At 70.1% G+C, this 26985-nt stretch carries 26 protein-coding genes; 15 read left to right on the forward strand and 11 right to left on the reverse strand.

The window, feature by feature from the left end:
• Positions 1-185 precede the first annotated feature (185 nt).
• The 3 genes from D7V77_RS02470 to D7V77_RS02480 all read right to left on the reverse strand — a co-directional run bounded on the left by D7V77_RS02470 (position 186) and on the right by D7V77_RS02480 (position 2567).
• Positions 186-941, reverse strand: a complete 756-nt coding sequence (locus D7V77_RS02470) for a DUF5953 family protein (protein WP_120574669.1) — start codon at positions 939-941, stop codon at positions 186-188.
• A complete protein-coding gene (locus tag D7V77_RS02475) occupies positions 938-1858 on the reverse strand; it encodes a DUF6310 domain-containing protein (protein ID WP_120574670.1) in 921 nt (306 codons plus the stop codon). The genes D7V77_RS02470 and D7V77_RS02475 overlap by 4 nt, the downstream gene beginning before the upstream one ends.
• A 64-nt stretch (positions 1859-1922) precedes the next feature.
• The gene (locus tag D7V77_RS02480; RefSeq protein ID WP_120574671.1) at positions 1923-2567 is read right to left on the reverse strand and encodes an HAD family hydrolase; all 645 of its coding nucleotides are present in this window, start codon (positions 2565-2567) and stop codon (positions 1923-1925) included.
• Between the two features lie 108 nt (positions 2568-2675).
• Between D7V77_RS02480 and D7V77_RS02485 the strand changes: the two genes are divergently transcribed.
• The 3 genes from D7V77_RS02485 (at position 2676) to D7V77_RS02495 (ending at position 6156) form a co-directional block, all read left to right on the forward strand.
• Positions 2676-3557 carry an AraC family transcriptional regulator gene (locus tag D7V77_RS02485; protein WP_158624278.1) on the forward strand — a complete coding sequence of 294 codons (882 nt, stop codon included), beginning with the start codon at positions 2676-2678 and terminating at the stop codon, positions 3555-3557.
• A gap of 33 nt (positions 3558-3590) precedes the next feature.
• The gene (locus tag D7V77_RS02490) at positions 3591-4340 is read left to right on the forward strand and encodes a hypothetical protein (RefSeq protein ID WP_120574673.1); all 750 of its coding nucleotides are present in this window, start codon (positions 3591-3593) and stop codon (positions 4338-4340) included.
• Positions 4341-4455: 115 nt separating this feature from the next.
• On the forward strand, positions 4456-6156 hold the full coding sequence (locus D7V77_RS02495) for an amidohydrolase (RefSeq protein ID WP_233596639.1): 1701 nt from the start codon (positions 4456-4458) through the stop codon (positions 6154-6156).
• Here D7V77_RS02495 and D7V77_RS02500 read toward each other — a convergent pair whose 3' ends face one another.
• Positions 6157-8181 carry a hypothetical protein gene (locus tag D7V77_RS02500; protein WP_120574675.1) on the reverse strand — a complete coding sequence of 675 codons (2025 nt, stop codon included), beginning with the start codon at positions 8179-8181 and terminating at the stop codon, positions 6157-6159. It lies immediately after the preceding gene.
• Positions 8182-8305: 124 nt separating this feature from the next.
• Between D7V77_RS02500 and D7V77_RS02505 the strand changes: the two genes are divergently transcribed.
• The 3 genes from D7V77_RS02505 (at position 8306) to D7V77_RS02515 (ending at position 11017) form a co-directional block, all read left to right on the forward strand.
• Complete coding sequence (locus D7V77_RS02505) at positions 8306-9007, forward strand: TIGR02269 family lipoprotein (RefSeq protein ID WP_120574676.1); 702 nt, start codon at positions 8306-8308, stop codon at positions 9005-9007.
• A gap of 3 nt (positions 9008-9010) precedes the next feature.
• Positions 9011-9727: a double-CXXCG motif protein gene (locus D7V77_RS02510; RefSeq protein WP_120574677.1), complete on the forward strand. Its 717-nt coding sequence runs from the start codon at positions 9011-9013 to the stop codon at positions 9725-9727.
• Between the two features lie 72 nt (positions 9728-9799).
• Positions 9800-11017, forward strand: coding sequence for a DUF6068 family protein (locus D7V77_RS02515; RefSeq protein ID WP_255424542.1), 1218 nt, complete (start codon positions 9800-9802; stop codon positions 11015-11017).
• Here D7V77_RS02515 and D7V77_RS02520 read toward each other — a convergent pair.
• Positions 10995-11369 (reverse strand): DUF5615 family PIN-like protein, encoded by a 375-nt coding sequence (locus D7V77_RS02520; protein WP_120574679.1) that lies wholly within the window; start codon positions 11367-11369, stop codon positions 10995-10997. The genes D7V77_RS02515 and D7V77_RS02520 overlap by 23 nt on opposite strands.
• 12 nt (positions 11370-11381) lie before the next feature.
• A complete protein-coding gene (locus D7V77_RS02525; RefSeq protein WP_158624280.1) occupies positions 11382-12020 on the reverse strand; it encodes a DUF433 domain-containing protein in 639 nt (212 codons plus the stop codon).
• Between the two features lie 214 nt (positions 12021-12234).
• Between D7V77_RS02525 and D7V77_RS02530 the strand changes: the two genes are divergently transcribed.
• On the forward strand, positions 12235-13470 hold the full coding sequence (locus tag D7V77_RS02530; RefSeq protein ID WP_120574681.1) for a DUF6068 family protein: 1236 nt from the start codon (positions 12235-12237) through the stop codon (positions 13468-13470).
• Between the two features lie 6 nt (positions 13471-13476).
• Here the strand turns inward: D7V77_RS02530 and D7V77_RS02535 are convergent, their stop codons facing one another.
• Positions 13477-15309 (reverse strand): patatin-like phospholipase family protein, encoded by a 1833-nt coding sequence (locus D7V77_RS02535; protein ID WP_120574682.1) that lies wholly within the window; start codon positions 15307-15309, stop codon positions 13477-13479.
• A 172-nt stretch (positions 15310-15481) separates the two neighbouring features.
• Here D7V77_RS02535 and D7V77_RS02540 point away from each other — a divergent pair, with 172 nt between their 5' ends.
• Both D7V77_RS02540 and D7V77_RS43555 read left to right on the forward strand, forming a co-directional pair.
• Positions 15482-16378 (forward strand): bestrophin family protein, encoded by an 897-nt coding sequence (locus D7V77_RS02540; RefSeq protein ID WP_120574683.1) that lies wholly within the window; start codon positions 15482-15484, stop codon positions 16376-16378.
• A gap of 30 nt (positions 16379-16408) precedes the next feature.
• Positions 16409-16582, forward strand: a complete 174-nt coding sequence (locus tag D7V77_RS43555) for a hypothetical protein (protein WP_158624282.1) — start codon at positions 16409-16411, stop codon at positions 16580-16582.
• A gap of 25 nt (positions 16583-16607) precedes the next feature.
• Here D7V77_RS43555 and D7V77_RS02545 read toward each other — a convergent pair whose 3' ends face one another.
• Positions 16608-17051 (reverse strand): organic hydroperoxide resistance protein, encoded by a 444-nt coding sequence (locus D7V77_RS02545; RefSeq protein ID WP_120574684.1) that lies wholly within the window; start codon positions 17049-17051, stop codon positions 16608-16610.
• A gap of 44 nt (positions 17052-17095) precedes the next feature.
• Positions 17096-17539: a MarR family winged helix-turn-helix transcriptional regulator gene (locus tag D7V77_RS02550; RefSeq protein WP_120574685.1), complete on the reverse strand. Its 444-nt coding sequence runs from the start codon at positions 17537-17539 to the stop codon at positions 17096-17098.
• Positions 17540-17687: 148 nt separating this feature from the next.
• Between D7V77_RS02550 and D7V77_RS02555 the strand changes: the two genes are divergently transcribed.
• The 4 genes from D7V77_RS02555 to D7V77_RS02570 all read left to right on the forward strand — a co-directional run bounded on the left by D7V77_RS02555 (position 17688) and on the right by D7V77_RS02570 (position 20441).
• Entirely contained in the window at positions 17688-18470 is a 783-nt protein-coding gene (locus tag D7V77_RS02555; protein ID WP_120574686.1) for a HipA family kinase, read from the forward strand.
• Entirely contained in the window at positions 18448-18846 is a 399-nt protein-coding gene (locus tag D7V77_RS02560; RefSeq protein WP_014393410.1) for a DUF3037 domain-containing protein, read from the forward strand. Before D7V77_RS02555 ends, D7V77_RS02560 begins: the two co-directional genes overlap by 23 nt.
• Positions 18847-18995: 149 nt before the next feature.
• Positions 18996-19967, forward strand: coding sequence for an endonuclease/exonuclease/phosphatase family protein (locus D7V77_RS02565; RefSeq protein WP_120574687.1), 972 nt, complete (start codon positions 18996-18998; stop codon positions 19965-19967).
• Between the two features lie 81 nt (positions 19968-20048).
• On the forward strand, positions 20049-20441 hold the full coding sequence (locus D7V77_RS02570) for a DUF488 domain-containing protein (RefSeq protein ID WP_120574688.1): 393 nt from the start codon (positions 20049-20051) through the stop codon (positions 20439-20441).
• Here D7V77_RS02570 and D7V77_RS02575 read toward each other — a convergent pair.
• Complete coding sequence (locus tag D7V77_RS02575) at positions 20438-21301, reverse strand: J domain-containing protein (protein WP_120574689.1); 864 nt, start codon at positions 21299-21301, stop codon at positions 20438-20440. The genes D7V77_RS02570 and D7V77_RS02575 overlap by 4 nt on opposite strands.
• A 144-nt stretch (positions 21302-21445) precedes the next feature.
• On the opposite strand from D7V77_RS02575, the gene D7V77_RS02580 reads away from it, so the two are divergent.
• On the forward strand, positions 21446-24055 hold the full coding sequence (locus D7V77_RS02580; protein ID WP_120574690.1) for a M1 family aminopeptidase: 2610 nt from the start codon (positions 21446-21448) through the stop codon (positions 24053-24055).
• A 12-nt stretch (positions 24056-24067) separates the two neighbouring features.
• On the opposite strand, the gene D7V77_RS02585 is transcribed toward D7V77_RS02580, so the two are convergent.
• Positions 24068-24796 (reverse strand): alpha/beta hydrolase, encoded by a 729-nt coding sequence (locus tag D7V77_RS02585; RefSeq protein WP_120574691.1) that lies wholly within the window; start codon positions 24794-24796, stop codon positions 24068-24070.
• Positions 24797-25020: 224 nt separating this feature from the next.
• On the opposite strand from D7V77_RS02585, the gene D7V77_RS02590 reads away from it, so the two are divergent.
• Positions 25021-26967, forward strand: a complete 1947-nt coding sequence (locus tag D7V77_RS02590) for a PAS domain S-box protein (RefSeq protein WP_120574692.1) — start codon at positions 25021-25023, stop codon at positions 26965-26967.
• Positions 26968-26985: the final 18 nt, after the last annotated feature.

Genomic DNA, 26985 nt, shown 5'->3' on the forward strand with positions numbered 1-26985 from the left:
TCACGTACGAGGTCGCAAGCGAGCCGAAGCCGCGTGGTTGCTCGCACTCGTCGCCCACAACCTCCTGCTCGCCATAGCGCAAGGCTGGTTCGACGAGTCGGAAGGCTCATTTCTTCTCACGCCCTGAGTGCTGTCTGGTTCTCAAGGGCTCGGGACGCGGTTTCGACTGATGGAGTGCGTTCGGGTCAAGGCGCTGCGCGTCCGCCGATCTCCGGAAAGCGCTCGTAGGTCCGCTTGAGCGTGTCCAGGTGGGCGGGCTTGTCCAGGTCGAGCGGCGCATCGGTGAGCTGCACGACCCAGCCGCCCGATGCCGTGCGCCGAGCCCGTGAAAGCAGCTCGGCGTCACGGGTCGGATCCGGGAACCCGATGGCCCGCGCGGCAGCGGCAGACCAATGGTTCAGCCACCCGAGGAACCAGGGAATCTCAGGCGCCGGGAGCTTTTCTGGCAGGTTGATCATGGGCAGCCCACGGGGTGAACACTCTGGTCCCTGAGACGATCGGCGAAACTGCGGCGCGACTTCCGAACCGTAACCATACGGCGACGCATGTCCCCAGAACGAGCACGCACCCTCAGCCACGCCCTCGAGCAAAGCCGCCGCTGCCGCGAGCACGGGCTCGTCCAGTGGCAGTTCTGCATGCACTTCAGACAGGGACTGACTGCCTGGGCTGAGGAGTCCAGGTCTTCCCCTCCCGTTAACCGTCACGGGGTAACGCTCATCCCCGTTGCACAGAAGAGGGAATCTCCCGTCCTGCGTCCTTTCCGCGAGCCACGCGTCGCGCTGCGGCAATGCGATGGGGCGCACTCCTTTGCCTACTTCCCACTCCAGGCGCAGGCCGGGAAGCGCCTTCTCCATCCCACGGACGATGGCGAGCGTGCGGCCGTCCTGGCCTACAAGCGGAGGCGCATAAACAATGAGGGAGAGGGCTTTACGCCTGGTCATCGTTTGCACCCCGTGACGACGACATCCAGTGAGAAGTCCACTTCGATAAGCGCGTCTTTGTGCTCCTGGGTGCTCACGCCAATGGCGAAGTCATATCCACATGCCGCAGCAGCAGTTCGCTCCTTTTGTATTTGCTCCAACTCCCTCTCAATCTCCCGCCGCTGGATGAAGCCAGGGTACGTGTCGAATCGATGGGTCTTGATCTCCCACAGCTTGCGCACGCCCACTTGCAGCGCATCGAAGCGCACTCCGCCAACGAGCACGTCCATCCCGGGGTAACGGTTGGGTGGGAACTTGTCGGCACATTCATTATGTGGGTCGTCCTCGCCCGCGTGGGGCACCGGAACAGGTTCGCAACTGGCGCGTCCCGTCCGGTCCACGGGCACAGGCGGCACTGGGGGCTGCCAGTCCTGCCCCGCTGGCTCGGGCTTCAGCTTGGGCTTGCGTTGCGCTTCGGTTTCCCGGGATGCCACCTTCGTTCCTCGTGAGGTCCCTGCCTCTTCGGGGTAGGCGTGGCGGAGCTCATAGGCATCCATCGCTTCCTTGATGGCGACGCCGACCACCACCACACCCAGCACGATGACGGCGCCCACGGCAATCTCAGGAGCCGCCAGCACGCAGAACCCGATTCCAACGGCAGCGGCGTCAGCGGAGGCGACCGCGCATCTTCCCGTGGTGTCGTGGAACTCGATCCGGTCACGGTCGAGGGTCCGATAGCACTTCTCCACCAACACGGGCCAAGGCTGTTCAGCCTCACGGACGACGCACCGTCCACCGTCAGTCCATGGCAGCTCCGCTGCTCGCTGGAGGTTGGCGAGCCTCGGGTTACGCACCGTCAGCTCATTCCGGCTCGGCGCCGACGTGGCACAGGCCGAGAGAAAGAGCAGAAGTGCGGCGCAAGCGCGGAGACGCCTCATGGTCACGACCTTTCAATCAAGCGCGATGCTGGGGTCCTGGGGTCGCCTGACTCCAGCCACGCTGTCAGACGAGCGGCGGCAGGTGGTGCAGCAGCCGCTCCAGGTCCGGCTGGAGCTCGTCGGGCGTGGCGGTGGCCAGCTCCTCGTGGGCGTGCGTGCCCCAGGTGACGGCGTACGTCTTGAGGCCCGCGGCCTGACCCGCGTGCAGGTCCAGCGTGGTGTCTCCCACCATCCACAGGCCGCCGGTGCCCAGCGCCTTCAGGGCGTGGTGGATGACGTCCGGCGCGGGCTTGTGCGGGAAGCCGTCCGTGCCCTGCACGTGGTGCAGCAGGCCGCCCAGCCCCATCGCGTCCACGAAGCGCCGCGCCATGTCGCCGCGCTTGGTGGTGGCGACGGCGAGCAGGTAGCCCCGTTCGCGCAGCGTGCGCAGGACGCGCTCCACGCCGGGGAAGGGCCGGGAGCGCCGGTGGAAGTTCAGCGGGTAGTGCTCGCGGTAGGCCACGCAGAGCGTGGTGGCGTGCTCCGGAGCGAAGCGCGTGTACATGGCCTCCAGCGGCTGGCCGATGAGCGCGCGCACCTCCGCGACGGAGGGCGCGGGCAGGCCGTGGTGCGTGAAGCCGTGGAGGAAGCTGTCGATGATGTCCGGCAACGAATCCACCAGCGTGCCGTCCAGGTCGAAACAGATGCCGCGAGGGGTAACGGTGCTCACCCGCCTTTCCATACGCCCTCCGGGGCCGCGTGTCCCGGTCCGTCCGATATGCCTTCACCCGCCGTGCGTTTCCTCCCCAGGAAGGGCGCACGCCAGCGGGGGGGAGCCATGCGACGCACGAAGCAGCAGGACGGCTTCTGGGTAGCCCCGGAGGTGCCGGGGCTGGAGCTTCACCGGGCGGCCTACACCCGATGGACCTTTCCCAAGCACTCGCACGATGCCTTCTCGCTGTGCGCCTATGACGCGGGGGCGGAGTCGCTGTACCTGCAGGGGCAGCGGGTGGTGGCCTCGGTGGGCAGCTTCCTGGTCGTGCCGCCTGGAGAGATGCACGAGGGCCGCGAGGCGGACTCGAGCGTCGGGTGGGCGTATCGGATCCTCTACATCCCGCCCTCACTGCTCATCCGCGCGGCGGAGGAGACCGGTGCGCCCCCGGGCACCCTGCCCGGCTTCGTGTCTCCCGTACTCCAGGACGCGGCCCTGCTGGAGCGCTTCACCGTCACCTTCGACGCGCTGAAGGGCGGCGGCGTCTCCCGGTTGGAGCGCGAGGAGCGGCTCTTGGGGTTGCTGGTGGCGCTGCTGCGGCGGCACGCGGGCCTGCCCCACCGACAGCGGGCGATCCCGTGCGCGCGGGGCGTGAAGCGGGCGCGGGAGCTCTTGGAGTCACACCCCACGCGCAACCTCTCCCTGGAGATGCTCGCGCGCGTCGCGGGGCTCAGCCCGTGGCACCTGGTGCGCGCGTTCCACCGTCAGTTCGGCCAGACGCCGCAGGTGTTCCAGCGGTCCCTGCGGCTGCGGCTCGCGCAGGAGTTGCTGGCGGGGGCGCTGCCCATGGCGGAGGTCGCGCTCGCGGCTGGCTTCACGGACCAGAGCCACCTCATCAAGCACTTCGGCCGCACCCTCGGCGTCACGCCCGGCGAGTACCGGGCCGCGGCGCACGCGGGGCGTGGACCGCGCAAGCACGTACAATCCCGCGCGCCCGCGCATCCGTAGTTTGGAGCCCTCTTCACAAGGAGGGGTCCACACATGCAGAGACACATCATCGCGGTGGCGGTGCTCACGGGATGGCTCATGGGTTGCGCGCCAGACGCAATGCCAGACGAGGTGGCGCCGGAGCCCGCCGCCTCCTCCGATGAAGCACTGGAAGCACGGAACTGGGGCGCGGTGGTGCTGCCGCCGGGAGCCCGCGTGTACGGCCGGCCCATCACCGCGTGGGCGAAGGAGTGGTATCGCTGGCACTTCCGCGTGCCGGCGGACCGCAGCCCCATGCTGCGGCTGGAGCAGGACTGCGACGAGGACCAGGACGGCCCGGTCTACTTCGTCCCCACGTACGACCTGGACACCACGTATCAGCGCACCTGCCGCGTGCCCCGGAACCGGCCGGTGCTGGTGCCGCTGTGGGTCATCATCAATGACTATCCGTGTCCCGACCCGGCCTTCGAACCGGCGCCGGGCCAGACGCTGGAGGACTTCCTCCGCCAGGGCGCCCTCGACTTCAACAACGGCACGCAGGACCTGGTGGTCACCGTGGATGGCCGGCGCGTGGACACCCGCCGCCACCGTCACACCAGCGGCCTGTTCACCTTCGACGCGGACCCCAGCCTCGTGGGGAAGATTCCGGACCCGTGCCTCGTGGGAGGCGAGCAGCGCGGCGTGACGGACGGGTGGTGGCTGATGCTCCAGCTCTCCCCGGGGGAGCACGTGGTGCGCGTGCAGGCGCTGGCGCCCTTCGGCACGCCCATTGATTACACATACACGCTGCGCGTGGGGCGCTAGCCAGCGGTGACTCGCGGGACTGGCCGTCGCGCGGGGCGTGCGTCAGAGTGCCGCGCGCGATGTCCCGGGACCTTCCTGCCCGGGCGAACGAACGGTCATGGCGGGTGCGCGGATGATGCGAGGACGTCTCGGTTGGATGCTGGGGGCGCTGGTCCTGTGTGCGGGCGCGGGCTGTTCGCGGCGCGTGCCGGAGGGAACGCCCGCGGAGCACGCGGTCGCGGACGCGCCCACGGTGTACGTGGCCAAACGCATCCGCACGCTGGATGCCGCGAAGCCGGAGGCCCAGGCGCTCGCCGTGCGGGACGGCAAGGTGCTGGCCGTGGGCACGCGCGAGGAGGTGCTCGCCGCGGCGGGCGCCACCGCGCGCGTGGTGGAGCTGGGTGACGCGACGGTGGTCCCGGGCCTCACGGATTCGCACGGGCACCTGGCGGGGCTGGGCCAGGCGCTCGCGGGCGTGCGGCTGGAGGGCACCGCGTCGCTGGCGGAGGTGCGCCAGCGGCTGGAGAAGGCTCCGGCCACCGCGTACCAGGGTGACTGGCTGGTGGGTCAGGGCTGGGACCAGAACGACTGGGACACGCCGCGCTTCCCCACCCTCGCGGACATGGGCGAGCACCTGAAGGACACGCCCGTGGTGCTGTGGCGCATCGACGGGCACGCGCTGTGGCTCAACGGCGCGGCGCTCAAGCGCGCGAACATCACCCGTGACACGAAGGACCCCGAGGGCGGCACCATCCAGCGGTTGCCGGAGGGCGACCCCAGCGGCGTGCTCATCGACAACGCCATGGACCTGGCGCTGAAGGCGCTGCCCCTGCCCACGAAGGAGCAGCACGAAGCGCGCATGCGGTCCGCGCTGGAGCACTGCGCGCGCGTGGGCCTCACCGGCGTGCACGACGCGGGCATGGACCTGCGCACGTTCCGCCTGTTCCAGGCCTGGGACAAGGCGGGCACCCTGCCCCTGCGCGTCTACGCCATGGCGGATGGCCAGACGGATGACCGCGTGCAGTACCTGAAGGACGGCCCCTTCCAGGGCAAGCTCCTGACGATGCGTGCGGTGAAGCTCACCCTGGACGGCGCGCTGGGCAGCCGGGGCGCGGCACTGGGCGCGGCCTACAGCGACGAGCCCGGCCACCGCGGCCTGCTGCTGCTGTCCCCGGAGGAGTACGCCTTCCGCGTGCACGCCTTCGTGGGCCGCGGCTTCCAGGTGGCGACGCATGCGATTGGCGACCGCGCCAACACGCTGCTCCTGGACACGCTGTCGCGCGAGCTGGCGGCCACGGGGACCAAGGCCGCGCGTCCGCGCGTGGAGCACGCGCAGATCATGACGGCCGAGGACATCACCCGGCTGGGCGCGAACGGCTTCGTGGCGAGCGTGCAGCCCACGCACGCCACCAGCGACATGCCGTGGGCGGAGAAGCGCGTGGGCGCGGAGCGCATCCAGAACGCCTACGCGTGGCAGAAGCTGAAGGCCGCGGGCGCCGTGCTGGCGCTGGGCAGCGACTTCCCGGTGGAGCGGCCGGACGTGCTCGCGGGGCTGTACGCGGCGCGCACGCGGCAGGACCCGAGCGGCCAGCCCCTGGGCGGGTGGCACCCGGACCAGCGCCTGAGCGGTGAAGAGGCGCTGGAGGGCTTCACGGTGGGCGCGGCCTACGCGTCCTTCGCGGAAGCACAGCGTGGCCGGCTGATGCCGGGCATGGACGCGGACTTCGTGGCGCTGTCGGTGGACCCCGTGGACGCGCCCCCGGCGGACCTGCTCACCGGGCAGGTCCGGCTGACGGTGGTCGCGGGCCGCGAGGTGTTCCGCGCGGACGCGAAGTAGCTACAGGTCCGCCTCGTAGGAGAGCGACTCGATGCGCTGGTTCGTCTCCGCCTGCAGGCGGGTGCGCTCCAGCTCGAGTCGCTCCAGCTCCCGGCCGATGCTCTCCAGCCGGTCCTCCTGCGCGTTGAGCTTGGTGACGAAGCGCTCCACCAGCTCGCGCTGGGACGCGCCGCTCTTGAGCGAGTCGATGTTGGAGCGGATCCGCTCCTGGTCCTTGAAGAGCTGGGTGCGCTCCTCGTTGAGGCGCTGGATGTCGCGGGCGACGTTCGACTGCTTCTCGCGCATGGCCACCACGTCGCGCAGGGCCTGGGCGACGCGCGGATCGATGTAGCGCGAGTCGAGGAAGAACGTGACCTCCTCCAGGCCCAGGTTGCCGAGGTAGTACTGGCGGTGGCCCTTGGTGCGCTCGGTGATGACGAGCGTGTCGGAGGTGCCCGGGGCCAGCTCACGCTTGAAGCGCCAGAAGCCATCCGTGGTCTCCGCGGGGGCGACCGTGTCCTTCAACTCCCAGCCGGTGCGCGGGTGCTCCACGAAGAGCACCTGGGGGCGCTTCGCCTTGTTGCGCGCGAGGACCTTGGTGCGGCGCTGGTGGAAGAACTCCACCACCAGGGTGCCCCGGTTGAGCCGCGCGCGGAACACCGGGCCATCCTCCTGGTCCTCCTCCACGGACATGGCGCAGGACAGCTCCACGGCGTAGGGGACGAAGCGCACGTCGTCGGGCTTGAGCGTGTCGAGCATCGCCTCGCCCACGTAGGTCTCGTCCTCGGTGATGGTGACGGGGCCGCCCTCCAGCGTGAGGCCGGTGGTGTTCTTGAACTCGATGCAGGACATCGGGTTCTTCTCACGCGTGGAGCGGTTGTAGAGCAGCACGCGACGGCCCTCGAAGGGGCGGTGCACGATGGGGACGAGCGCGCTCTGGTTGCGGTGCACGGTGACGGGGCGGTCCACGCCGTACTCGAAGAGGTCGCCCACCTCCTTGGTCAGCGTCGTCACCGCGGTGCTCTGCTCCAGCGCCTCGCGCATGCCGCCGCGTCCGCTGCCGCCAATCATCGGGCCGCCCTTGGCGCGCATCATGCGGGGGGCCGGCGGAGGCGCGGCCATGGCGGGCATGATGGTGGACGCCATGTCCGCGGAGCCGAAGGAGCCGTCGTCCGCGGACTCCATCATGGGCTCGGCGGGGGCGCTCTCGTAGGCCTCCTCGGGGATGACGGGCGCGACGCCGGTCTCCGAGCGCACCTCCACGACGGGGCGGCGCATGTAGCGGGGGTTGTAGAGGTCGTGGACGAAGGACACGGGCAGGCCGGCGATGAGGGACAGCTCCACGTCCACCCAGTCCTCGTCACCGGTGTTGTCCACCATGGCCCAGCCCTGGAGGAGGGGCGGTTGTCCTTCATCCAGGAGGATGCGGTAGCTGGTCTTCCACACGGGGGACTCCAGAACGTAGCTGACGAACAGCTCGCGCGAGCCCTCTCCGGCGGTGAGGATGGACAGCCGCTTGGAGTCCTTCTTGTACGAGGACATGACGGTGGCCAGGTAGAACTCCAGGTCCTTGCGCACGGCCTCGTCGAGGAACTCCAGCTCGCCCAGCTCCAGCACGTCGAAGGTGCGCAGCGACGCGCCGACGAGCAGCGTGAGGAAGGGGCGCACGACGCTGGCCTCCCCCTGGACGACGGGCAGCGACTCCAGACCGACGATGGCGCCTTCCACCTGCGCGCCGCCGACGCGGGCACGGACGCGGGCGCCCTTCACCTGACCGAGCAGCGCGGTGAGGCTGCCGTGTTCAGGGATGCGGATGGTGGCTTCGGAGAGGAGCTGCTCCAGGGGCTTGGTGGAGTCGTAGCTCACGGCGGACACGGAGCCGCCGTTCAGGTCCAGCACGGTCATGGACTTGAGCACGTCGTTCATGTCGCTCGCCTTGAAGTCCAGGTGCGCGGTCTCGCTGCCGGTCACCTTCCCCCGGCGCTCGAAGTAGCCGACGCCGTGCTTGTAGAGGACGACACGGCGGATGGACAGGGGCGAAGGCATGCGTGGGGCTCCGGGTGAGGTGTGACTGTGGGCCATGGTCTAGCAGTGCCGGGGGATGGGGTTCCACTCCGGGTGGGGGTGGCGATCCTGGCATGCTCCACGGAGCGTCATTCCCGGGAGATGCATGCGCGGACTGCGTTGGCTGCTGCTGGGGCTGCTCTGGAGCTGTGCGTCGACGTCATCTGCTCCGGCGTTCTCGCCGGAGGCCTTGTGGGCGGAGGCGGAGACTGGAAGTGAATGCGCGGATGGGGACGAGGACCAGTGCCTCGCGCCCTGGTGCGTGGATGGGACCTGCGCGCTGTTCCGGTGCGAGGACCTGGAGCCGGGTCGCGTGGTGCGCACGCGGAGCGCAGTCGCGCCGCCGGTGTTCGTGGCACCCGGGAGTGGGCCACAGCGGACGTGGGGCAGTGCGCAGGGCCTTCCGGGCGATGCGATGCCCGTCATGGTGTTCCACTGGTATCCGCGTGAACAGCTGCCCAGCGAGGTGAAGCGGCAGAAGGCAATGGAGGAGTGGGCGAAACGGCCCAAGGAGCGGCACCACATCTTCCCGCAGGCGTTCAAGAACCACTTCGATGCCAAGCTGATCGACATCCATCAGTACGTCATCGCCATCGATGCGGACTTGCATAGGCGCATCCACCGTGGAGCAGGCGGCGGTCCCTGGAACCAGGACTGGCAAATCTTCATTGACGACCAGGGACAAAGGGGAAGCCGAGAGCAGCACTTCGACTACGCCTCCCTGATGATTCAGAAGTACGGTCTCTTTGGTTTGACCATGACCTATTGGCAGCAGGTGGACCTCGCGCCCATCCCGGTAGGGGACTGACAGATGCGCTACTTCGAAGTGTCCACACCGAGGGACCTCGACTCCTTCCATTGGAGTGGGTCCTACCGCGCCGAGCGCCAATGGTTCCTGCCAAGCGTCCTCTGCCAACGCTGTGAGACCTGGGGAGTCATGACGGCATACCCGTCAGTGGACCTGTCCACCCTGCCCGAAAAGGATGAACTGAAGAGCATCTGGCCGCAGACGCGTGCGGAGTATGAGCGACGCAAGGCCCTGGTCCTCCCCTTCGTTCCCCCAGAGATTCAGCTTGAGCCGGGATGCAGGTTGGGACCGCTCGTGGGAACGGCGATGGGCCGGTTCGGCCCCGTCACCGCGATGCCTTCGTGGCAGGTCCTCGTGCGTGAGGACACGCTCGCAGCGCTTCAAGAGGCAGGGCTGAAAGGCATCATCCCGGTCCGGGCGGAGCTGCGGAACCGCCGCACGAAGGAGCTGCCGCAATACGAACTGGAAGCGCGTCCCCTGGTGAAGCTGCATCCCGCATGCATCCAGGACCGCGACCGGGTGCCCACCTGCGATGACTGCGGGAGCCACGGATTCCGACTCCCACCGGAGCGCTGGCTGCTGGGTGAATCCATTCCCGCAGGCCTCGACCTCTTCGGCGTGGAGGACACCACCCGCATCGTCGTCTCCGAGCGCTTCGTCGACACCGTGAACCGGCTGGGCCCCAGTGACGTGGTCTACCGGGAGATCTCCGTGGAGTAGCGCCATTGCTGTCAGGCCCCTGGCGCCGGAAGCCGGTCCGTGCGTCAATGGCAGACAGGGGGCGTCCGCCAGATGCAACGACAGTCTTTTCGCCAGGGATTCATCGCGTGGGCCATGGGGGCCCTGGTCCTGCTCATGGGCTGCGGGACATCCAGGCCGCGGGGCGTCAGTACCGTGACGGAGGCTCCTCGGGGGAGCACCTCGGGCCAAGCGCCCACGTCCTGGCAGGACGCGCGCGTGGGCGACCGCGTGGAATATGCCTTCCACGCGGACCGGGTCGGTTCGCGCCGGGGGACCAGCGCTTCGGCGGGCCAGCTCTTCGTGGAGGTCATCGCTGTCCGGTCCCCCTGGGTCTGGCTCTTCATTCGGGTGACCCGGAATGACCGCCAACCCCATCCGCATCCGTTCCTGAGCCACGGCTTCGTGCTGCCCATGCGCATGGGCCAGGCCCCAGAGAATCCTCCCGACCCCATCGAGGATGGCAGCACCAGCACCACCCGCCTCTGGGCCTTCGCTGCCGGTCAGCACTGGATCGCCCGACGGCTTGCCCGCGACGACTCTCCGGGGGACGGCCCCACGCAGCACCGGCTCTACGCCACGACTCCCGGGCCGCTCTATCTCACCAACGGGTTGCTCGAGGTCTCCTTCTCCTCGATGGGTTACAGCATGTCCGCGGGCCATCAACTCGCGCTCGTGTCGTTCCAGCGAGGCTCGGGCACGGTCCAGGGAACCCCTCCTGTCATGGGCAACCCCTGGGGCCCGGGCACCTGGTACGAGACACTGGAGCGCGCCAGTTGGGGTGACGTCAGGAAGCGTGTCTGTCTTGGCGCGGAACAGGGCTACCTGCTGCGCAAGGCCTGGGGAGAACCGCAGGACGAAGTCCGGTGTGATGACTTCCAGGGCGCGGAGGTCGTTGCGCTGGAGGATGCGTTGATCAGCCTCGTCAACAAGTCCGTCTACATTCCCACCTGGCCGCCTCGTGACTACGGAGCCCCCCTCCCCAGGAAGGTGCGGGTCCAACTGGGACAGGCGTCCGTGGTGGCGTACCTCGAAGAAGCCCCTGCTTATCAAAGCGGTGGCTCCTCCTGGATGCGGTCCAGGAGCTATCCCACGGACCTGTGGAGTCCCGTGCTCCAGGGGCTTCCCATGGAGGTGCGCTTCGACCGGCTCTCGGAAGGGGTGTACCGACAGTCCGAAGGAGGAGCGCGCGAATACCGTTCCGACAGTCGGCTCATCCGCTGGGGCACGTGGCTGGAGGAATCCCAGGTCAAGGCCCCGGAAGGTCGCTGACGGTGAACTCACCCACTGCCCACACCTCGACCAGCTTGTTGGTGAGATCCAGTTGCTGCTGGAGCACGTGGTCCACGACAGGCTCCAGATGCCTCCATTGCTCCTCGGAACTGAGCCCGGCCACGCGGAAGGCGATGATGCCCGCGTGGAGTTCGCAATCCCGCGCGAGCACGATGAAGTCTCCCACGTTCGTGGTGACGACCACCTCGCTGCGCTCGAATGCCAGACGCCAGAGTTCGGGGTCCGTCAGGCCGGCCTTTCCCAGGTGGACGATATGCGCGGCTTCCAAGCCCTTGGCATGGAGACGCACCGCGAGCCTGGGAGAGAGGTTTTCATCGACCAGCAACTTCATCGAAAAGGCAGACTAGGCGCCCTCTCGACGAGACACGAGTGCTTTGCGCGGGCGCCCCTGCGGGCGGGGAAGTTGCGCGAAGAGCACCGCGAAGGCGAGGTCTTCGTCATCCAGCCGGGGGAAGTCCTCCCTGACCTCGGTTCGCGGCACGCCCTTCAACAGCAGGTCTCCCACGTGCCGGACCGCGATGCGCGTGCCCTTGAAGACAGGCTCGCCGCCCAGGACATCCGGGCGTGACTCGATGCGCCGCTTGCCGTGGATGAACAGGCGCACCTGCTTCACCGATTCAGCGAATGGCTGCCGGGCGTCGAAGCTCGCCTGGACGGAGGTGAACTCCCATCCCGTGTCGGTCTTGCGCCACGGCGACGCATGCGACTCGCGGTCGTCATGCACGCCGGCAATCGCCTCATGGAGTTCACGGCGCACACTCGGGCTCAACGTCAGCGCCTTCTCCAGGTGTCGCACCAGGCGGAAGTAGAAGACGTCCCGAGGCCCGAAGCAGTGCCTGGAACGGCCTTTCGCACGGCCGGGCAGGATGCCCTCCTCCAGTTCCTGCCAGATGCGCCGGCTCGGAACCTCCGCGAGCGCCGCGAGTTCCTCAACGCTCAACCTGCGCCAGGGACGCAGTTCTAGATGCGCGCCAGAAATCATCACCATCTCCTGGTGATAATATCGGCGCGGCGTCTGACAGTGTCAATCGAGCCCGGCCATGCAAAGGGACCGGGCCGTCGGGCGTTCGGCCTGCGGGGTGACTTGCTGGGACGGACCCGACACGGCGGGTCCTGTCGAGAAGGACACGCTCCTCCCGCACGCAATCCCACCGGCCACGCGGCTCCACGCGGCGCTCCGTGTATCTAGCGACCGCATGCGACGCCCCCTCTTCCGCGCTCCCCTCCTGCTGTGCTCCGCGCTCCTGCTGACCACGGGCTGCGAGAGCATGAAGCCTCGTGCCGTCTCCCCCTCCGACGGCACCACCGCCACCGAACAGCCCGACGCCTCCGCTCCGACCGAGGCCTCCGTACTGGACGCCGGAGTTCCCAACACGGACGCCACGCCCTCACCGTGGCAGCGCGCCCGCGTGGGCGACCGCGTGGAGTACGCCTTCTCCGCCCACCGGGGCCGCCCTGGCGCGGACACCGGCGTGGGCGTGGCCGGCCATGTCACGCTGGAAGTCGTCTCCGTCCAGGCGCCCTGGGCGTGGCTCACCGTCACCTTCACGGATGATCAGGGCAAGCCCCTGGCCCACCCGCGCCTCTCCCAGCCTCGCGTGCTGCCCATGCGCATGGAGGAGACGCAGCCCTGGAAGGAAGAGCACCGCGGCCAGCGCTCCGCCGAACAGACCACCGCCGCCGGACGCACCTGGGAGGCCCGCCGCTTCCTGGACGACCGCCGCCCCAGCGACGGCCCCCTCCACAACCGCCTCTATGCCAATGAGCCCGGCCCGCTGTACCTCACCCATGGCCTGCTCGACGCCAGCACCACGCTCTCCGGCTTCGGCGCCAGCGGCAGCCAGCAGCTCACGCTCGTGTCCTTCCGCCAGGGCTCCGACGCCGCGGGCAACGTGCCCGTGCTCGACCGGCCCTGGGGCCCGGGCACCTGGTACGACGTGCGCCAAGAGCTCTCCGGCACGCCCTCCGTGCGCCGCGTCTGCCTGGGCGCCGAGCGCGGCTTCGTCCTTCGCAAGGAGCTGACCGGCCCCACCGGCGACGCCCCCTGCGCCGACTTCCGCGACGCCGAGCCCCAGCCCCTGGAAGAGGCCCTGCTCGCCGCCGTCAGCGAAGCCATCAGCCAGCCGCAGCAGTGGCCTCCCGTCGCCGCCGGCACCGCGCCGCCGCGCCGGGAGACGTTCACCGTCGCCCAGCACCCCATCCCCGCCTTCGTCCTCGAAGCGCCCGCGGGCGAGGGCGCCGAGCGCCGCGTGCAGGTCACCACCTACGCCGCCGACCCCTGGGGCGCCGCGCTCAACGGACTCGCGGACGAGGCCCGCTTCATCCCGCTCGCCGACGCCGTCTACCGCTCCCCGCCCAAGGGCAAGCGCGTGCCCGAGGACGGCACCGCGCTCGCCGGCTGGGGCAAGTGGGTCATCGACGGCGGCAGGTAGCGCGCGTCAGTCACACGTGCGGCGCTCCGGCTTGTCCGCGCGGCACTGCGCCACGGACGGGAGCGCCTCGCGCGCCTCGTCCGCCACCTCCACCAACTGGCGCGCGCACTCCTGCGCCGCCAGCGTGCCCTGGATGTCGAACAGGGACAGCACTTCCTTGCAGCGCTTCTGCATGGACTCCACGCCCGCCACGAAGAGCGGCTGCATCACCTCCGGCGTGAACGAGTAGCCGCTCGCCGTCGCCAACCCCGACTCCGGCTTGAACATCCACGTGCTGCGCCAGCTGCTCGCCACCTGGTCGAAGCGCGCCGAGCCCATCCACACCGCCTGCCCCGCCCCCGGCCCCACCATCTGCGGCTGGAAGCCCGTGCCCTTGCGGCGGCAGAAGTCCTCCGTCGCGCCGCGCAGCGTGCAGACGTTGTACTCGCCCAGCCGGCGCGTCACCGCGAGCAGCTCCGCCTGCTGCACCTCGGCCACGCGCGGCTGCGCCACGAACAAATCGATGGTGCGCATCAGCACGCTCATCGCGTTCTTCGGATCCATCGCCGGTGACGGGTTCATCCCTCCCGTCGAAATCACCAGCACGCGCTCCGCCCCACGCTCCACCGCCTGGAGCAGTGGAAGCCCGGAGCGCACCCCGCCGTCGTAGTACGTCCCCGTGCGGTCACCCGCCGCCGACGGCAGCTTGCCCGCCGGGTTCGACAGCACCGGCTCCGCGATGGACGCCACGATGGCGTGAATCATCCCGCCCTTGCGCAGGTGGTCCGACGCGCCCGGCTTGAAGTCCGCCGGGTCCTGGTCGCTCACGCTGAACACGTCGCCCGTCTGGAAATCCACCGACACCGACACCAGCTCCGTGCCGTTGTGCAACATCGCCGGCTGGATGAATTGATCCAGCTTCGTATAGATGCCGTCGAACTTCACCAGGCCCCGCGTGTCCTCCGCCAGGTTCCACAGCCACGTGGAGTTCACGCAGTACAGGTCCGACTCCACCGTGCACGTGTAGTTGCCCAGCAAGAGCCGCCGCGCGTTCGCCTCCTGGCCCGGCGTGTGGAACAGGTCCACCAACGTGCTGATGAGCGCGCCCGTGCTCGTCCCCGCCGCCAGGTCGATTCGCGCGTCTCCGCACCCCTCCGGCGCCGGCTTGCCCCGGCACTGCTCCAGGATGCCCAACAGCCGCCACATGGCCCCCGCGCTGAACGCCCCGTTGGCCCCGCCGCCGCTCAGCACCACCGCGTTGCTGGGCCGCTGCAGGTCGCGCCGCCACGAGCGCGCCCGCACGTACGCCGCCGCGGACGCCGCGCCCCGCTGGATGCCCTGCGCGAGCACCTCGCGCGTCAACGGCACCTCCAGCGACTGCTGCAACGCCGCGAGCGACGGACCAATGCCCATCGCGTTCGCGAGGAAGCGCTCCGCGTCCACCTCCTCCGCCGCCGCTGCCGCCACGGGGAGGGACTGCGCGGGCATCGGCACGCCCCACGCCGACGCCTTCACGGTCCGGTCGACGTAGCCCGTGCGCGCGTCGTTCTCATAGCAGGACGCCGAGTCGTTGCCCGCGTGCTGGACCAGGCACGCCGACATGTCCAGCACGGCCTCCGGAGACGCGCCCAGCGCCTCCATCCACGCGCCCGCGCGCGCCGGGTCCACATAAGAGTCCGTCAGCTGCGCGCGCGTCAGCCCCGCCACACGCTCCACCGCCGGCACCCGGACCGGCACGTCCTTCGGATTCGACGAGTCCGGGGTGTTGAGCGTGTCCAGCAGGACGTCCGTGCGCAGGAAGCTGCAACCGCTCGCCGTGGCGGCGAGGAACATCAGCAGGGGCGTGAGGTGACGGCGCATGGAAGACGCCTCCTTGACGAGGGAGTGGACGGACCGTCTTCCTCCTTAGCTGAAGCCCCCGACGCCCGGCCATCACCCGAAGCGTCTGGCATCCGCAATCTCGCAAAGCACTGCCCGCGACGCGTCGCGGTGCGGTTAGCATGCGCCTCCCGTTCCGGAGGGTATCCCCTACATGGTTGAGTATGACCCGCATCGATGGTGGAGCTACTTCCACTACCTGCGCGGTTCGATGGTGAAGGAGATCGTCGGCCGAGTGTTGATATGCGTTGTCTGGGCCGCGGCCGTGGTGGGCTTCTCGAAGCACGTGCGCGACGTGGGCGTGCCCCCGACAGTGCACACGCTGGCGGGCATCTCGCTGAGCCTCCTGCTCGTGTTCCGAACCAACGCTTCCTATGACCGCTTCTGGGAGGGCCGGAAGCTCTGGGGCGGCATCGTCAACGAGACGCGCAACCTGGTCCGCGCGTCAGAGCCCTTCCTGGGCCGCACGGAGCTGTTCGTCACGCTGGTGCGCTGGACGGCCATGTTCCCCTTCGCCACCGCCGCGTGGCTGCGCGGCCAGCAGCGGCACCTGGGCCCCCACACGGACACCCTGCCCTCCGGGGAGGTGGCGGACGCGCTCAAGGCCCAGCACGTGCCCCTCAACGTGGCCCGCCGGATGACCGCCGTGCTGGACGAGGGCCGCCGCCAGGGGCTCTATCCCGAGTACGTCCAGATGCAGCTGGACCAGAACGTCCACCAGCTCATCGACTACCTGGGGGGTTGTGAGCGCATCCACCGCACGCCCATGCCCTTCGCGTACATGCTGCACGTGCGCCGCGCGCTCATCCTCTACTGCTTCACCCTACCCTTCGCGCTGGTGGACACCTTTGGCTGGGTGACAGTCCTGGCCACGTTCCTCGTCGCGTATGTCTTCTTTGGTATCGAAGAGATTGGCGTCGAGATTGAGGACCCCTTCGGCACGGACGACAACGACCTGCCGCTCGATACCATCTGCCAGAGCATCCAGAACAACCTGCTGGCGCTCCTGCCAACCTCCACCCCGAGCGCCCATGCCGACTCCGCCACCTGAGCCCGCGAGCTCCGTCCTCTTCCAGCGCAAATGGAAGGCGGAGCTGCGCGCCAGCGGCGCGATGACGCCTCGGGTGCCAGTGCAGTTCGTCGCCGAGCAGGGCCGGGCCATCCGCGCAAGAGCCTGACCAAGGGGCTGCCCATCTTCGAGGCGCGCTTCGACGGCGCGGAGACGGTGCGCGTCGTGGAGGCAGGCAAGGTCTAGCCCTGCCTCCGCCAGCCGTGAAGGACTACTCCGCGACGGAGACCTTCACCTCGATGTTGCCGCGCGTGGCGTTGGAGTACGGGCACACCTGGTGGGCCGCCTCCATCAGCTTCTGCGCCTCCTCGCGGGGGATGCCCGGGAGGATGCCCGTGAGCTCCACCGCCAGGCCGAAGCCGCCGTCCGGCGTCTTGCCGATGGTGACGGTGGCCTTCACGCCGGCCTTCTCATCCAGCTTCTTGCCGGCCTTGCCCGCGACCAGGCGCAGCGCGCTCTCGAAGCAGGAGGAGAAGCCCGCGGCGAAGAGCTGCTCGGGGTTGGTGGCCGTCTCCTTGCCGGAGCCGCCCAGCTGCTTCGGCATGGCCAGCTCCAGGCCGTCCAGCGGGCTGTTCTCGAGGAGCAACTTGCCGTTGCGGCCGCCGTGCGTGATGGCGGTGGTGGAGTAGAGCGGCGAGATCTGGACCGGGGCCATGGTGTTGCTCCTTCGTGACTTCGTGGTTGGAAACCGCGTGTGTCTCAAGCGCTGCGTGAGGAAACCTTTTCGAACAGCCGCTGGATGTCCCGGCGCAGCCGCGACAGCTCCTCCAGCGTCAAACCGGTGCGGCAGACGATGGCCTCCGGGATGGACGCGGCCTTGCGGCGCAGGGCCTTTCCCTGCGCGGTCAGCGACACCGTCACCGACCGCGCGTCCTCCGTGGAACGCTCGCGGCGCACGAAACCCTGCGTCTCCAGCCGCTTGAGCAGCGGCGTGAGCGTCCCCGAGTCCAGGTACAGCTTCTCCCCCAGCTCCTTCACCGTCACCCCGTCCGTCTCCCAGAGCACCAGCATCACCAGGTACTGCGGATAGGTGAGCCCCAGCTTCGCCAGCAGCGGCGTGTAGGCCTGCACCATCGCGCGCGACGCCGCGTAGAGCGGGAAGCACAGCTGCAGGTCCAGCCGGAGGAAGTCATCCGTCGACATGGGGAATATATAGTGCACAATTTAATTGCGCGCAACTGAATCGGCGGTGCGCGGGGAAGGTGGATGGGGGTGTGGCGTGTTCCCCGGCGGGCAGGGCCGTGGTACAGCCGCCACCCCCGGAGTGCCCGGGAACTGTCGAGGACGAGTGATGCTCAGGACGGTCACCGCCACGCGCTATGTGACGCCCTTGCGCGAAGGGGGCTCGCTGCCCGCCATCGTGGAGGCGAACGACGCGGGGCTCTATGTCGTGAAGTTCCGTGGGGCGGGCCAGGGGGCCAAGGCGCTCATCGCGGAGCTGTTGGCGGGAGAGATTGCTCGCGTGCTGGGCCTGCGCGTTCCGGAGCTGGTGTTCGTGGAGCTGGACGTGTCACTGGGGCGCAACGAGCCGGACAGTGAAATCCGCGAGCTGCTCAAGTCGAGCGCGGGGTTGAACCTGGCGCTGGACTACCTGCCGCGCTCGGTGACGTTCGACCCGCTGGCGGTGCCGGTGCCGGAGGCGCAGGTGGCGTCCGCCATCGTGGCGTTCGACGCGTTCGTGACGAACGTGGACCGCACGCCGAAGAACCCCAACCTCCTGGTGTGGCACCGCAACCTCTGGCTCATCGACCACGGGGCGGCGATGTACTTCCACCACTCGTGGGACGGATGGGAGGAGCGCAGCCAGACGCGGTTCGCGCCCATCAAGGACCACGTGCTGCTGCCGTGGGCGCACGGGCTGGCGGAGGCCGGGGACCTGCTGCGCGAGCGGGTGACGCGGGAGGTGGTGGAGCGCATCGTGGGGTCCATTCCGGAGGCGTGGCTGGGCCAGGAGCCCGCGTTCGCGTCCACGGCGGAGCACCGCGCGGCGTACGTGACGTGGCTGATGCGCAGGCTGGAAGCGGCGCCGGGGTTCATCGAGGAGGCGACGCGTGCCCACGCCCAGCTCGTTTGATTACGCCATCATCCGGCTGGTGCCTCGCGTGGAGCGCGAGGAGTTCATCAACGTGGGCGTCGTCCTCTTCTGCGTGCAGCACCGCTTCCTGGGGGCGCGCGTGGAGTTGGACGTGGCGCGGCTGAAGGCGCTGTCACCGGACGCGGACGTGGAGCTGCTCGCGGGCCACCTGGAGAGCTTCCGCCGCGTGTGCGTGGGCGGGAAGGACGCGGGGCCCATTGGACGGCTGCCGCAGAAGGAGCGCTGGCACTGGCTGGTGGCGCCGCGGAGCACGATGCTCCAGACGGGCCCGGTACACGCGGGCCTGTGTGACGACCCGGACCGCGCGCTGGAGCACCTGTTGGACACGATGGTGCGGGTGAAGCCCGCTCCGTGAGCAGGCGGGCGGACGAGCCCTGCGTCCGCTTGTCGGCACATCGCGGATGGCGCGAACGCATCCCATGGTGAAGAGAGCGGGGAGGCCTGGACGTTTGTCCCGGGGCTTCCCATTTTTCGCCGCGAGGCATGGGGAGGTGGCGTCCGTACATGGAGCCGTCAGCGCTACGCATCGTCACGTACAACGTCCGCTACTTCGGCCACATGCTGAGGGGGCTCGCGAGCACCCTGGGCCCCAAGCGCCGGGTGGCGGCCGCCCTGGCCACCCTGGACCCGTTGCCGGACGTCGTCTGCCTCCAGGAGGTGGAGACCTCCTCGCTGCGCAGCAACATCGTCCACCGGCCCACCCGCCCGGGTGAGACGCAGCTGGAAGCCTTCATGGAACGCGTGGAGGAGACGTTCGCCCTCCAGGGGAGGGAGATGCCCTACGAGGCGTTCTACTTCCGCGCGCACCACTACAAGGTGGGTGAGCTGTCGCTGTACACGACGGGGCTGGCGATGCTCGTCAACACGCGCACGCTCCAGGTGGACCGGCACAACGTGGAGGCGCCGGAGCACATCACGCACCACCACGTGCAAGGCCTGAAGGAGCGCAAGCAGAGCCGCATCTGCGCGCACATGCGCGTCTTGCGCCGCTCGGACCAGCGCGCGTTCCACATCTTCAACACGCACCTGAGCCTGCCCACGCCGTTCGCCCGCGAGTTCTGGGCCACGCGCGACAAGATGGGCTGCGGCGTCAACCAGCTCCACGAGGCGAAGAAGCTCACGGGCTTCATCGGGCTGCACGCGAAGGAGGAGCCGTTCGTGGTGTGCGGGGACTTCAACTCGCCTCCGTCGTCGCCGGTGTTCCGCTATCTCACGGGGGATGCGCACCTGACGTGCGCGCAGGCGTCGGTGGGGCAGATCAACCCGACCCTGTCCCGCGCCTTCCCCACCGCGGGCTTCATGCACATGCGCATGCACCTGGACCACCTGTTCTCCGGTGGCGGCGTGAGCTGGCTGGACACGACGGAGACGCGGCCCTTCGGAGACCTGACCAGCCGCTTCCACGGCCTGTCAGACCACGTGCCGCTCATCGCGCGCTTCCGGCTGGAGGCTCCGACGCCCGCGCTGGTGACCTGAGAAGCGGGCCGCCGCGTCCCCGCCGGGTACTCCCCGCGCGCGCCTCGCGTGGGCAGCGTGTCCTTTCGGAGGCTCGCGACGATGATTCGACTCCAGCGCGTTTATGACGAGCACGGCTCGGACCCTCGGGCGGAGACCCGCTTCCTGGTGGACCGGCTGTGGCCTCGGGGGCGCAAGAAGGCGGACCTCCACCTGGACGGCTGGCCCCGCGAGGTGGGACCCAGCACGGAGCTGCGGCGGTGGTTCGCCCACGACGTGGCGCGCTGGGACGAGTTCCGGCGCCGGTACACCCGCGAGCTGGATGCTCACCACGACGCGTGGGAGCCGCTGCTCGAGGCCGCGCGCCAGGGCCGCGTCACCCTGCTCTACGGCGCCCGCGACACCGAGCACAACAACGCCGTGGTGTTGAAGGACTACCTGGAGGCCCGGCTGAAGCGCGCCTCGCGAACGAAGCCGCGCCGCACGGTGCACTAACCCGCGTCGCGCTCCAGCGCCTCCCACGCGTCCAGGATTTCGCGCGTCTTGCGCTCGGCGAGCGCATGGAACTCCGGCGCCAGGTGGGCCACCTTGTCCGGGTGGTATTGCGCGATGAGCGTGCGGAACGCCTTGCGCGCCTCGTCCCTGGGGGTCCCCCGCTCGATGCCCAGCACCGTCCAGGGGTCCTTCGTCTCGGGCTCGGGCGCGACGGCACGGCTGCCGCGCGGGGGCGTGGGTTCGTCGGCCTGCGCCGAGCGAGCCCTGCCCGAACCCGGGCGGGCCCCCGCATTGCCTCGCGAGGACGCGTCACCTCGGGTGCTGGAGCGGCGCCAGGGATCGGCGGGTTCCTCCGGCGCTCCGCTGTCGCTCGCGGGGCCGTAGCGCGGCGGGGCCCTGGGCGCGGGCTCCGGGCGGCGGTGGCCGGGGCGCTTCTCCGGGTCGGGCGCGGGGATGCTGTGAGACAGGCGGCTCAGGGCCTCCTGGAGGAACCACAGGTCTTCCGCGGGACTGGCGTGCTTGCGCACCACCGCGCGCGGCTTGCCGTCCTCCAGCAGCACGTAGCCCGTGGACGCCGCGTAGGCGCGCTTCTTGTCCTCCGGGTAGAGCCGGTCGCCCAGGTCCCCCAGCGGATCCCTCCACATGCCTTCCGTGGTGCCTTCGTCCGCCACGATGACCTGCGACAGCACGTGCCCGAACAGGTCCTCCAGCGCCGCGAAGGGCTCGCGCGCCTGCGGCGGACGCGTCATCACCGCGCCGTGGCGCACCCCCGCCACCAGCAGCAGCCCCTGCGCCGCGTCCACGAACGAGAAGAGCTTCTCGCGGACCTGCTTGTCGGAGAAGTAGAGAACGGCCTGCACGGTCCTCCCATCTTAGGCCCTTCGCGCCCCGGCCCCCACCCGTTCCCCTTCCAACCTGACGGGTCCGGGCCCAGGAATTCCGACAAGACACGGTTCGAAGCGGCTCGACCCGGGGGCGGGCTTGCGAAAGAGTCACCCTCCCCTATGCGCTGCTGCCACCGCCACGCCCCCGTCGCCGCCGCCGGGTCCTCCGACCCGCATCCGTTCAGCCTGCCCGGCGCCACCGAGCACTACGCCGCGCCCCGGCCCGTGCGCGCCGAGCACGTGCGCATCGAGCTGGACCTGGACTTCGCCCAGCGCGCCCTGGCCGGCACCTGCACCACCCGCGTGTCCGCCGTCCGCACCGTTTCCACCGTCACCTTCGACGCCGTGGACCTGGACGTCACCGAGGCCCGCGTCGACGGCCGCTCCGTCACCTTCTCCAACTCCGGCGCGCACGTGCGCGTGGAGCTGCCTCGCGCGCTCGACGCGGGCCAGGCGTGCGACATCGCGCTCACCTACCGCGCCCGCCCCCGCCGCGGCCTCTACTTCTGGGGCCCCGACGCGGGCTACCCCGACCGCCCGCTCCAGGCGTGGACGCAGGGCCAGGACATCGACGCGAGATGCTGGTTCCCCTGCCTGGACACGCCCGCGCAGAAGGCCACGTCGGAGGTCATCGCCACCTTCCCGGCGCACATGACGTCGCTGTCCAACGGCGTGCTCGTCAGCGACGTCACCACCGGCGAGCGGCGCACCCAGCACCACCGCATGGCGCAGCCGCACGCGCCCTACCTCGTCACGCTGGTGGTGGGCGAGTTCGACGAGGCCACCGACACCGCCGGCACCACGCCGCTGCGCTACCTGTTCCCCAAGGGGCGCCGCGAGGACGCGCTCCGGTGCGTGGCGCGCACGCCGCAGATGATTTCCGCGTACGAGTCCATCACCGGTGAGCCCTACCCGTGGAGCGGCTACGCGCAGGTGTTCGTCACGGAGTTCATCCTGGGCGGCATGGAGCACACCACCGCCACCACGCTGGTGGACACCGTGCTGCACGACGCGCGGGCACACCTGGACTACAACGCCGAGCCGCTCATCTCCCACGAGCTGGCGCACCAGTGGTTCGGCGACCTGCTCACCTGCCGCGACTGGCCCCACGGCTGGCTCAACGAGGGCTTCGCCACCTACTTCGAGGTGCTCTGGAAGGAGCGCGGCGACAACCGGGACGAGGCCGACCACCACCGGGCGCTCGACCTGGAGGCCTACCTGTCCGAGACGCGCGAGCGCTACGCGCGCGCCATCGTCGCCCGGAAGTTCCAGGCGCCCATGGACCTGTTCGACCGCCACCTCTACGAGAAGGGCGGGCTGGTGCTCCACGAGCTGCGCCGCCGCGTGGGGGATGACCTCTTCATGCGCGCCCTGCGCCACTACGTCGCGTCCCACCGCCACGGCGTGGTGGAGACGGTGGACCTGGCGCGCGCCTTCGAGGCGGCCACCGGCCACAACCTGGACCCCGTCTTCGACCAGTACGTCTTCTCCCCCGGTCACCCGGAGCTGAAGGTGGAGGTCCGCTACGAGGCGGACGACGCGCGCCTGCGCATCACCGTGCGCCAGACGCAGCGCACGGATTCGGGCACGCCTGTCTTCCGCCTCCCGCTGGAGGTGGCCGTCACGGTGAACGGCGAGGACACACGCCACCGGTTGGAGCTCACGGACGCGGAGCACCGCTTCCACCTGCCCTGCCCCGCCGCGCCCACGCAGGTGCGCGTGGATCCGCGCCGCGACGTGCTGGGCACGCTGGACGTGGACAAGGCCGTGGGGCTGTGGCGCGAGGAGCTGGCCAATGCCCCTGAGGCCCGCGCGCGCACGGAGGCCGCGCACGCGCTGGGGAAGGACGGAGGCCTGCGGTCGGTGGAGGCGCTGGGCCGCGCGCTGAAGGACGCGAAGCGGTTCTGGGCCACTCGCGCCGCGTGCGCGAAGGCGCTGGGCCGCATCCGCACGCCGGAGGCTCGCGCGCTGCTGCTGGACGCGGTCGCCACCGAGCACCCGCGCGTGCGCCGCGCCGTCGTCGCCGCGCTGGGTGAGTTCCGCCACGACGTGGAGGCGGCAGGGAGCCTGCGCTCGGTGCTGGAGGCCGGTGACGCCAGCTACTTCGTGGAGGCGGAGGCCGCACGGGCCCTGGGGCGCGTGCGCGCGCCGGATGCGCTGCCCCTGCTGGAGGCCGCCACCGCGAGGCCGTCATTCCAGGACGTCATCGGCGCGAGCGCGATGGACGGGCTCGCGGAGACGCAGGACCCGGCCGCGTTCCCGGTGGCCGTGGCACGCACCGCGTACGGCCAGCCCGCGTTCCTGCGCCGCGCGGCCGTGAGCACCGTGGCGAAGCTGGCGGAGGTGGCGAACCGCAAGCGCGAAGCGGTGGACCTGTTCGCGCAGCTCTTGCGCGACCCGCAGTTCCGCGTGCAACTGGCGGTCTGCGACGCGGCCTCCACGCTGGGCGACCGTCGCCTGCTGCCCGCGCTGGAGGGCACGACCTTCAGCGACCCGCGCACCCGCCGCTACGCCCGCGAGGCCGTGCGCACCCTGCGCGAAGGCGCGCCCCAGGCCCGTGAAGTCGCGTCGCTGCGCGAGGAACTGGACGCGCTCAAGCAGGAGACGCGCACCCTGCGCGAGAAGCTGGAGACGTTCACGCTGAACGCGCAGCCGGCCGCCCCCGTGCGGAAGCCTGTGCGCAAGCAAGCGGCGAAGCGTGGCCGCACGCCGCCCAAGCGTCGGCGCTGAGCCGCCACGGCTTCAGTCCGTCTGCCCCTGCAACGACTGGCGCAGGAACGCGCGCCAGTCCTCGAGCAACGCGGGCGACACGTCGTGGCCCAGGTCCGGGTAGGTCCTCACGTCGATGGGGACGCCCCGGCCCTTCAGCTCCGCGACCCGCTCGCGCGTGTGCTGCACGGGGATGATGGCGTCCTGCTCTCCCTGGAGCACCCGCACCTTCCGCGACACAGGCTGCCCCTGGACCGGGTCGCCCAGCAGCCGCGTCCCCATGGGCACCGCCGCGTCCACCAGCTCCGGGTGCCGGATGGCCAGCATCCACGCCAGGTCTCCCCCGTAGGAGAACCCCGTCACCACGACGCGGCGGAGCTCCGGGTGCGCCGCCCGGACCTCGCGGATCAACTCCGCGAGCCGCTCCGCCATGCGCTCCACGTCCTCCGTCTTCCCCTCCCACGTCTTCTCCTCGTGGTCCGCCTGGAACCACGTGAAGCCGTCACGGCGGGGCCTCGGGCCCTGGGGCAGCAGCGTGCGCACGGGGATGCCCAGTGACTGGATGGGCTCATCCCAGAACGCGGGCGTGGAGCCGGAGAAGTGCAGGGCCACGAGCAACGCCTCGGGCTTCGGAGCGCCCACCGCCTCGCTCTTGTGGATGAGCGGGCTCTGCGCCGCCGGCGGCGTGCCCTGGGTGCTGGCACAGGCCATCCCCAGCAGTGACACGGCGAGCAGCACGGCGGCGGTTCGGGATTCGCGCATGCTCCCTCCTGTACCCGCCCGCTCGCCCGGCCTCCAGGGGCGCTGTCAGCGTCCTGCCCTCCGGCTTCACCGCGCCGTTCCGGCCCACAGTGTGTACCTGTAGACAAAGGGAACGCGCACGGGCGCCAAGACGCGCGCCCGCCAACGCCGGGGAGACCCCACCTCCCGGCAGGGCCGGCCACGCGGCGGAAGAGACGCGTGCCGGGTCCCACCAGGAGCGAGGCATGGCCGGAGGAGCCGCACGGGAGCTGGAAGCCATCTTGAACGCCGCGGTGGACCCCATCATCGCGTGCGGCCCCGAGGAGCTCATCCTGCACGTCAACGCGGCGACGGAGCGGCTGCTGGGCTGGGACTGCGAGCAGCTCGTGGGCAGGCCCATCACCGACCTCTTCCCGCCTCGCCTGCACCACTTCCATGGCCTCAGCCTGCCGCGCTACCTGCTGTCGCGCCGCAAGGCGCTCGGCGGGCGGCCCACGCGCGTCTTCGCCCGGCGGCGCGACGGTGTGGAGTTGCAGGTGGAGGTCACCGTGGGCGCCACCGGCCTGGACGGAGATGAGCGCATCGTCTTCACGCTGCGCCGGATGCACGAGGTCATCGACTCGCTGGAGGAGCCGGTGGAGCACATCCCCGGCGGCCCCGACGCGGCCTCGCACCAGGAGACGGCGGACCGGCTCTACCGGCTGCTCGTGGAGAACGCGCCCCTGGGCATCTTCCACTTCGACCGCAATCCCGTCATCACCGCGTGCAACGAGCGCTTCGCGGGCCTCATCGGCACGTCGAAGCGCAACCTGGTGGGCCTGAACCTCCTCACGCTGCGCGACGAGGGCATCATGACCTGCGTGCGCGAGTCACTGGCCGGCCGTGCCTGCGACTACGAAGGCGACTACCGCGCGCTCACCACCGGCAAGGAGATACCCGTCCGCATCCGCTTCGCCCCCTGCTACTCCGAGGACGGCACCGTCGTGGAGGGCGGCGTCGGCATCGTGGAGGACATCACCGAGCGCCGCCGCGTGGAGGCCGAGCGCGAGGAGAACCTGGCCCAGCTGGACCTGCTCGTGCGCAGCGCGCCGGTGGGCATCGGCTTCCTGGACACCAATCTGCGCTACGTGCGCGTCAACGAAACGCTCGCGCGCATCAATGGCATCCCCGCGGAGGACCACCCGGGCCGCACGCTGCCGGAGCTGCTCGGGGAGCCGGGCGCCATCGCGGAGCAGGGGCCCCGCTACGTGCTGCGCACCGGCGAGCCCATGGTGAACCAGGAGTCCGTCTCCGACGAGGACCTGGGCGCCCCCGGCCCCCGGCGCTGCTTCCGGGGCAGCTTCTATCCCGTGCGCACTCCCGACGGCCGCGTGCTGGGCGTGGGCGTCCTCATCGAGGACATCACCGAGCGCAGACGCGCGGAGGAGGAGCGCGCGCACCTGTACCGCGAGGCCCAGGAGGCCATCCGCGTGCGCGACGACTTCCTCTCCATCGCGAGCCACGAATTGAAGACGCCGCTGACGCCCCTGAGCCTGCGCCTGGCCACGCTGGAGCGCCGCCTGGAGCGCGGCGAGAACCTGGACCCCGGCGTGCTGCGCCACGCGCGCCACCAGCTCACGCGCCTCACCGGCCTCATCAACGACCTGCTGGACGCCTCGCGCATCGAGGCCGGCCGGCTGTCCCTGCACCCGGAGTCCACCCGCCTCGACCTGCTGGTGGAGCAGACGCTCGCCGGCATGGAAGGCCAGAAGGGCAACCACACCTTCGACTTCGAGCCCCCCCGGGAGCCCGTCTCCGTCCACGGCGACACGTTCCGGCTGGAGCAGGTCATCTCCAACCTGCTGGAGAACGCGCTCAAGTACAGCCCGGACGGCGGCACCATCCGCGTGCGGCTGTCATTGACGGACGACGTCGCGGTGCTGTCCGTGACGGACCCGGGCATCGGCATCCCGGAGGACCAGCAGCAGCAGTTGTTCGACCGCTACTTCCGCGCGCGCAATGCCTCCACCCGCTCCTACGGAGGGCTGGGCCTGGGCCTCTACATCAGCCGCGACATCGTGGAGCGCCACGGCGGCCGCATCTGGGTGGAGAGCGAACCGGGCCGGGGGTCCACCTTCTACGTCGCGCTGCCGACACTCGCCTCCGTGCGGCCTGCCCTCCCGCAAGTGTGGCCTGATCGCCACCTCCACTGAAGCAGCGGTCGCCCTTCA

The sequence above is a fragment of the Corallococcus sp. CA041A genome, from assembly GCF_003612075.1.
Taxonomy (GTDB): Bacteria; Myxococcota; Myxococcia; order Myxococcales; family Myxococcaceae; genus Corallococcus; species Corallococcus exiguus.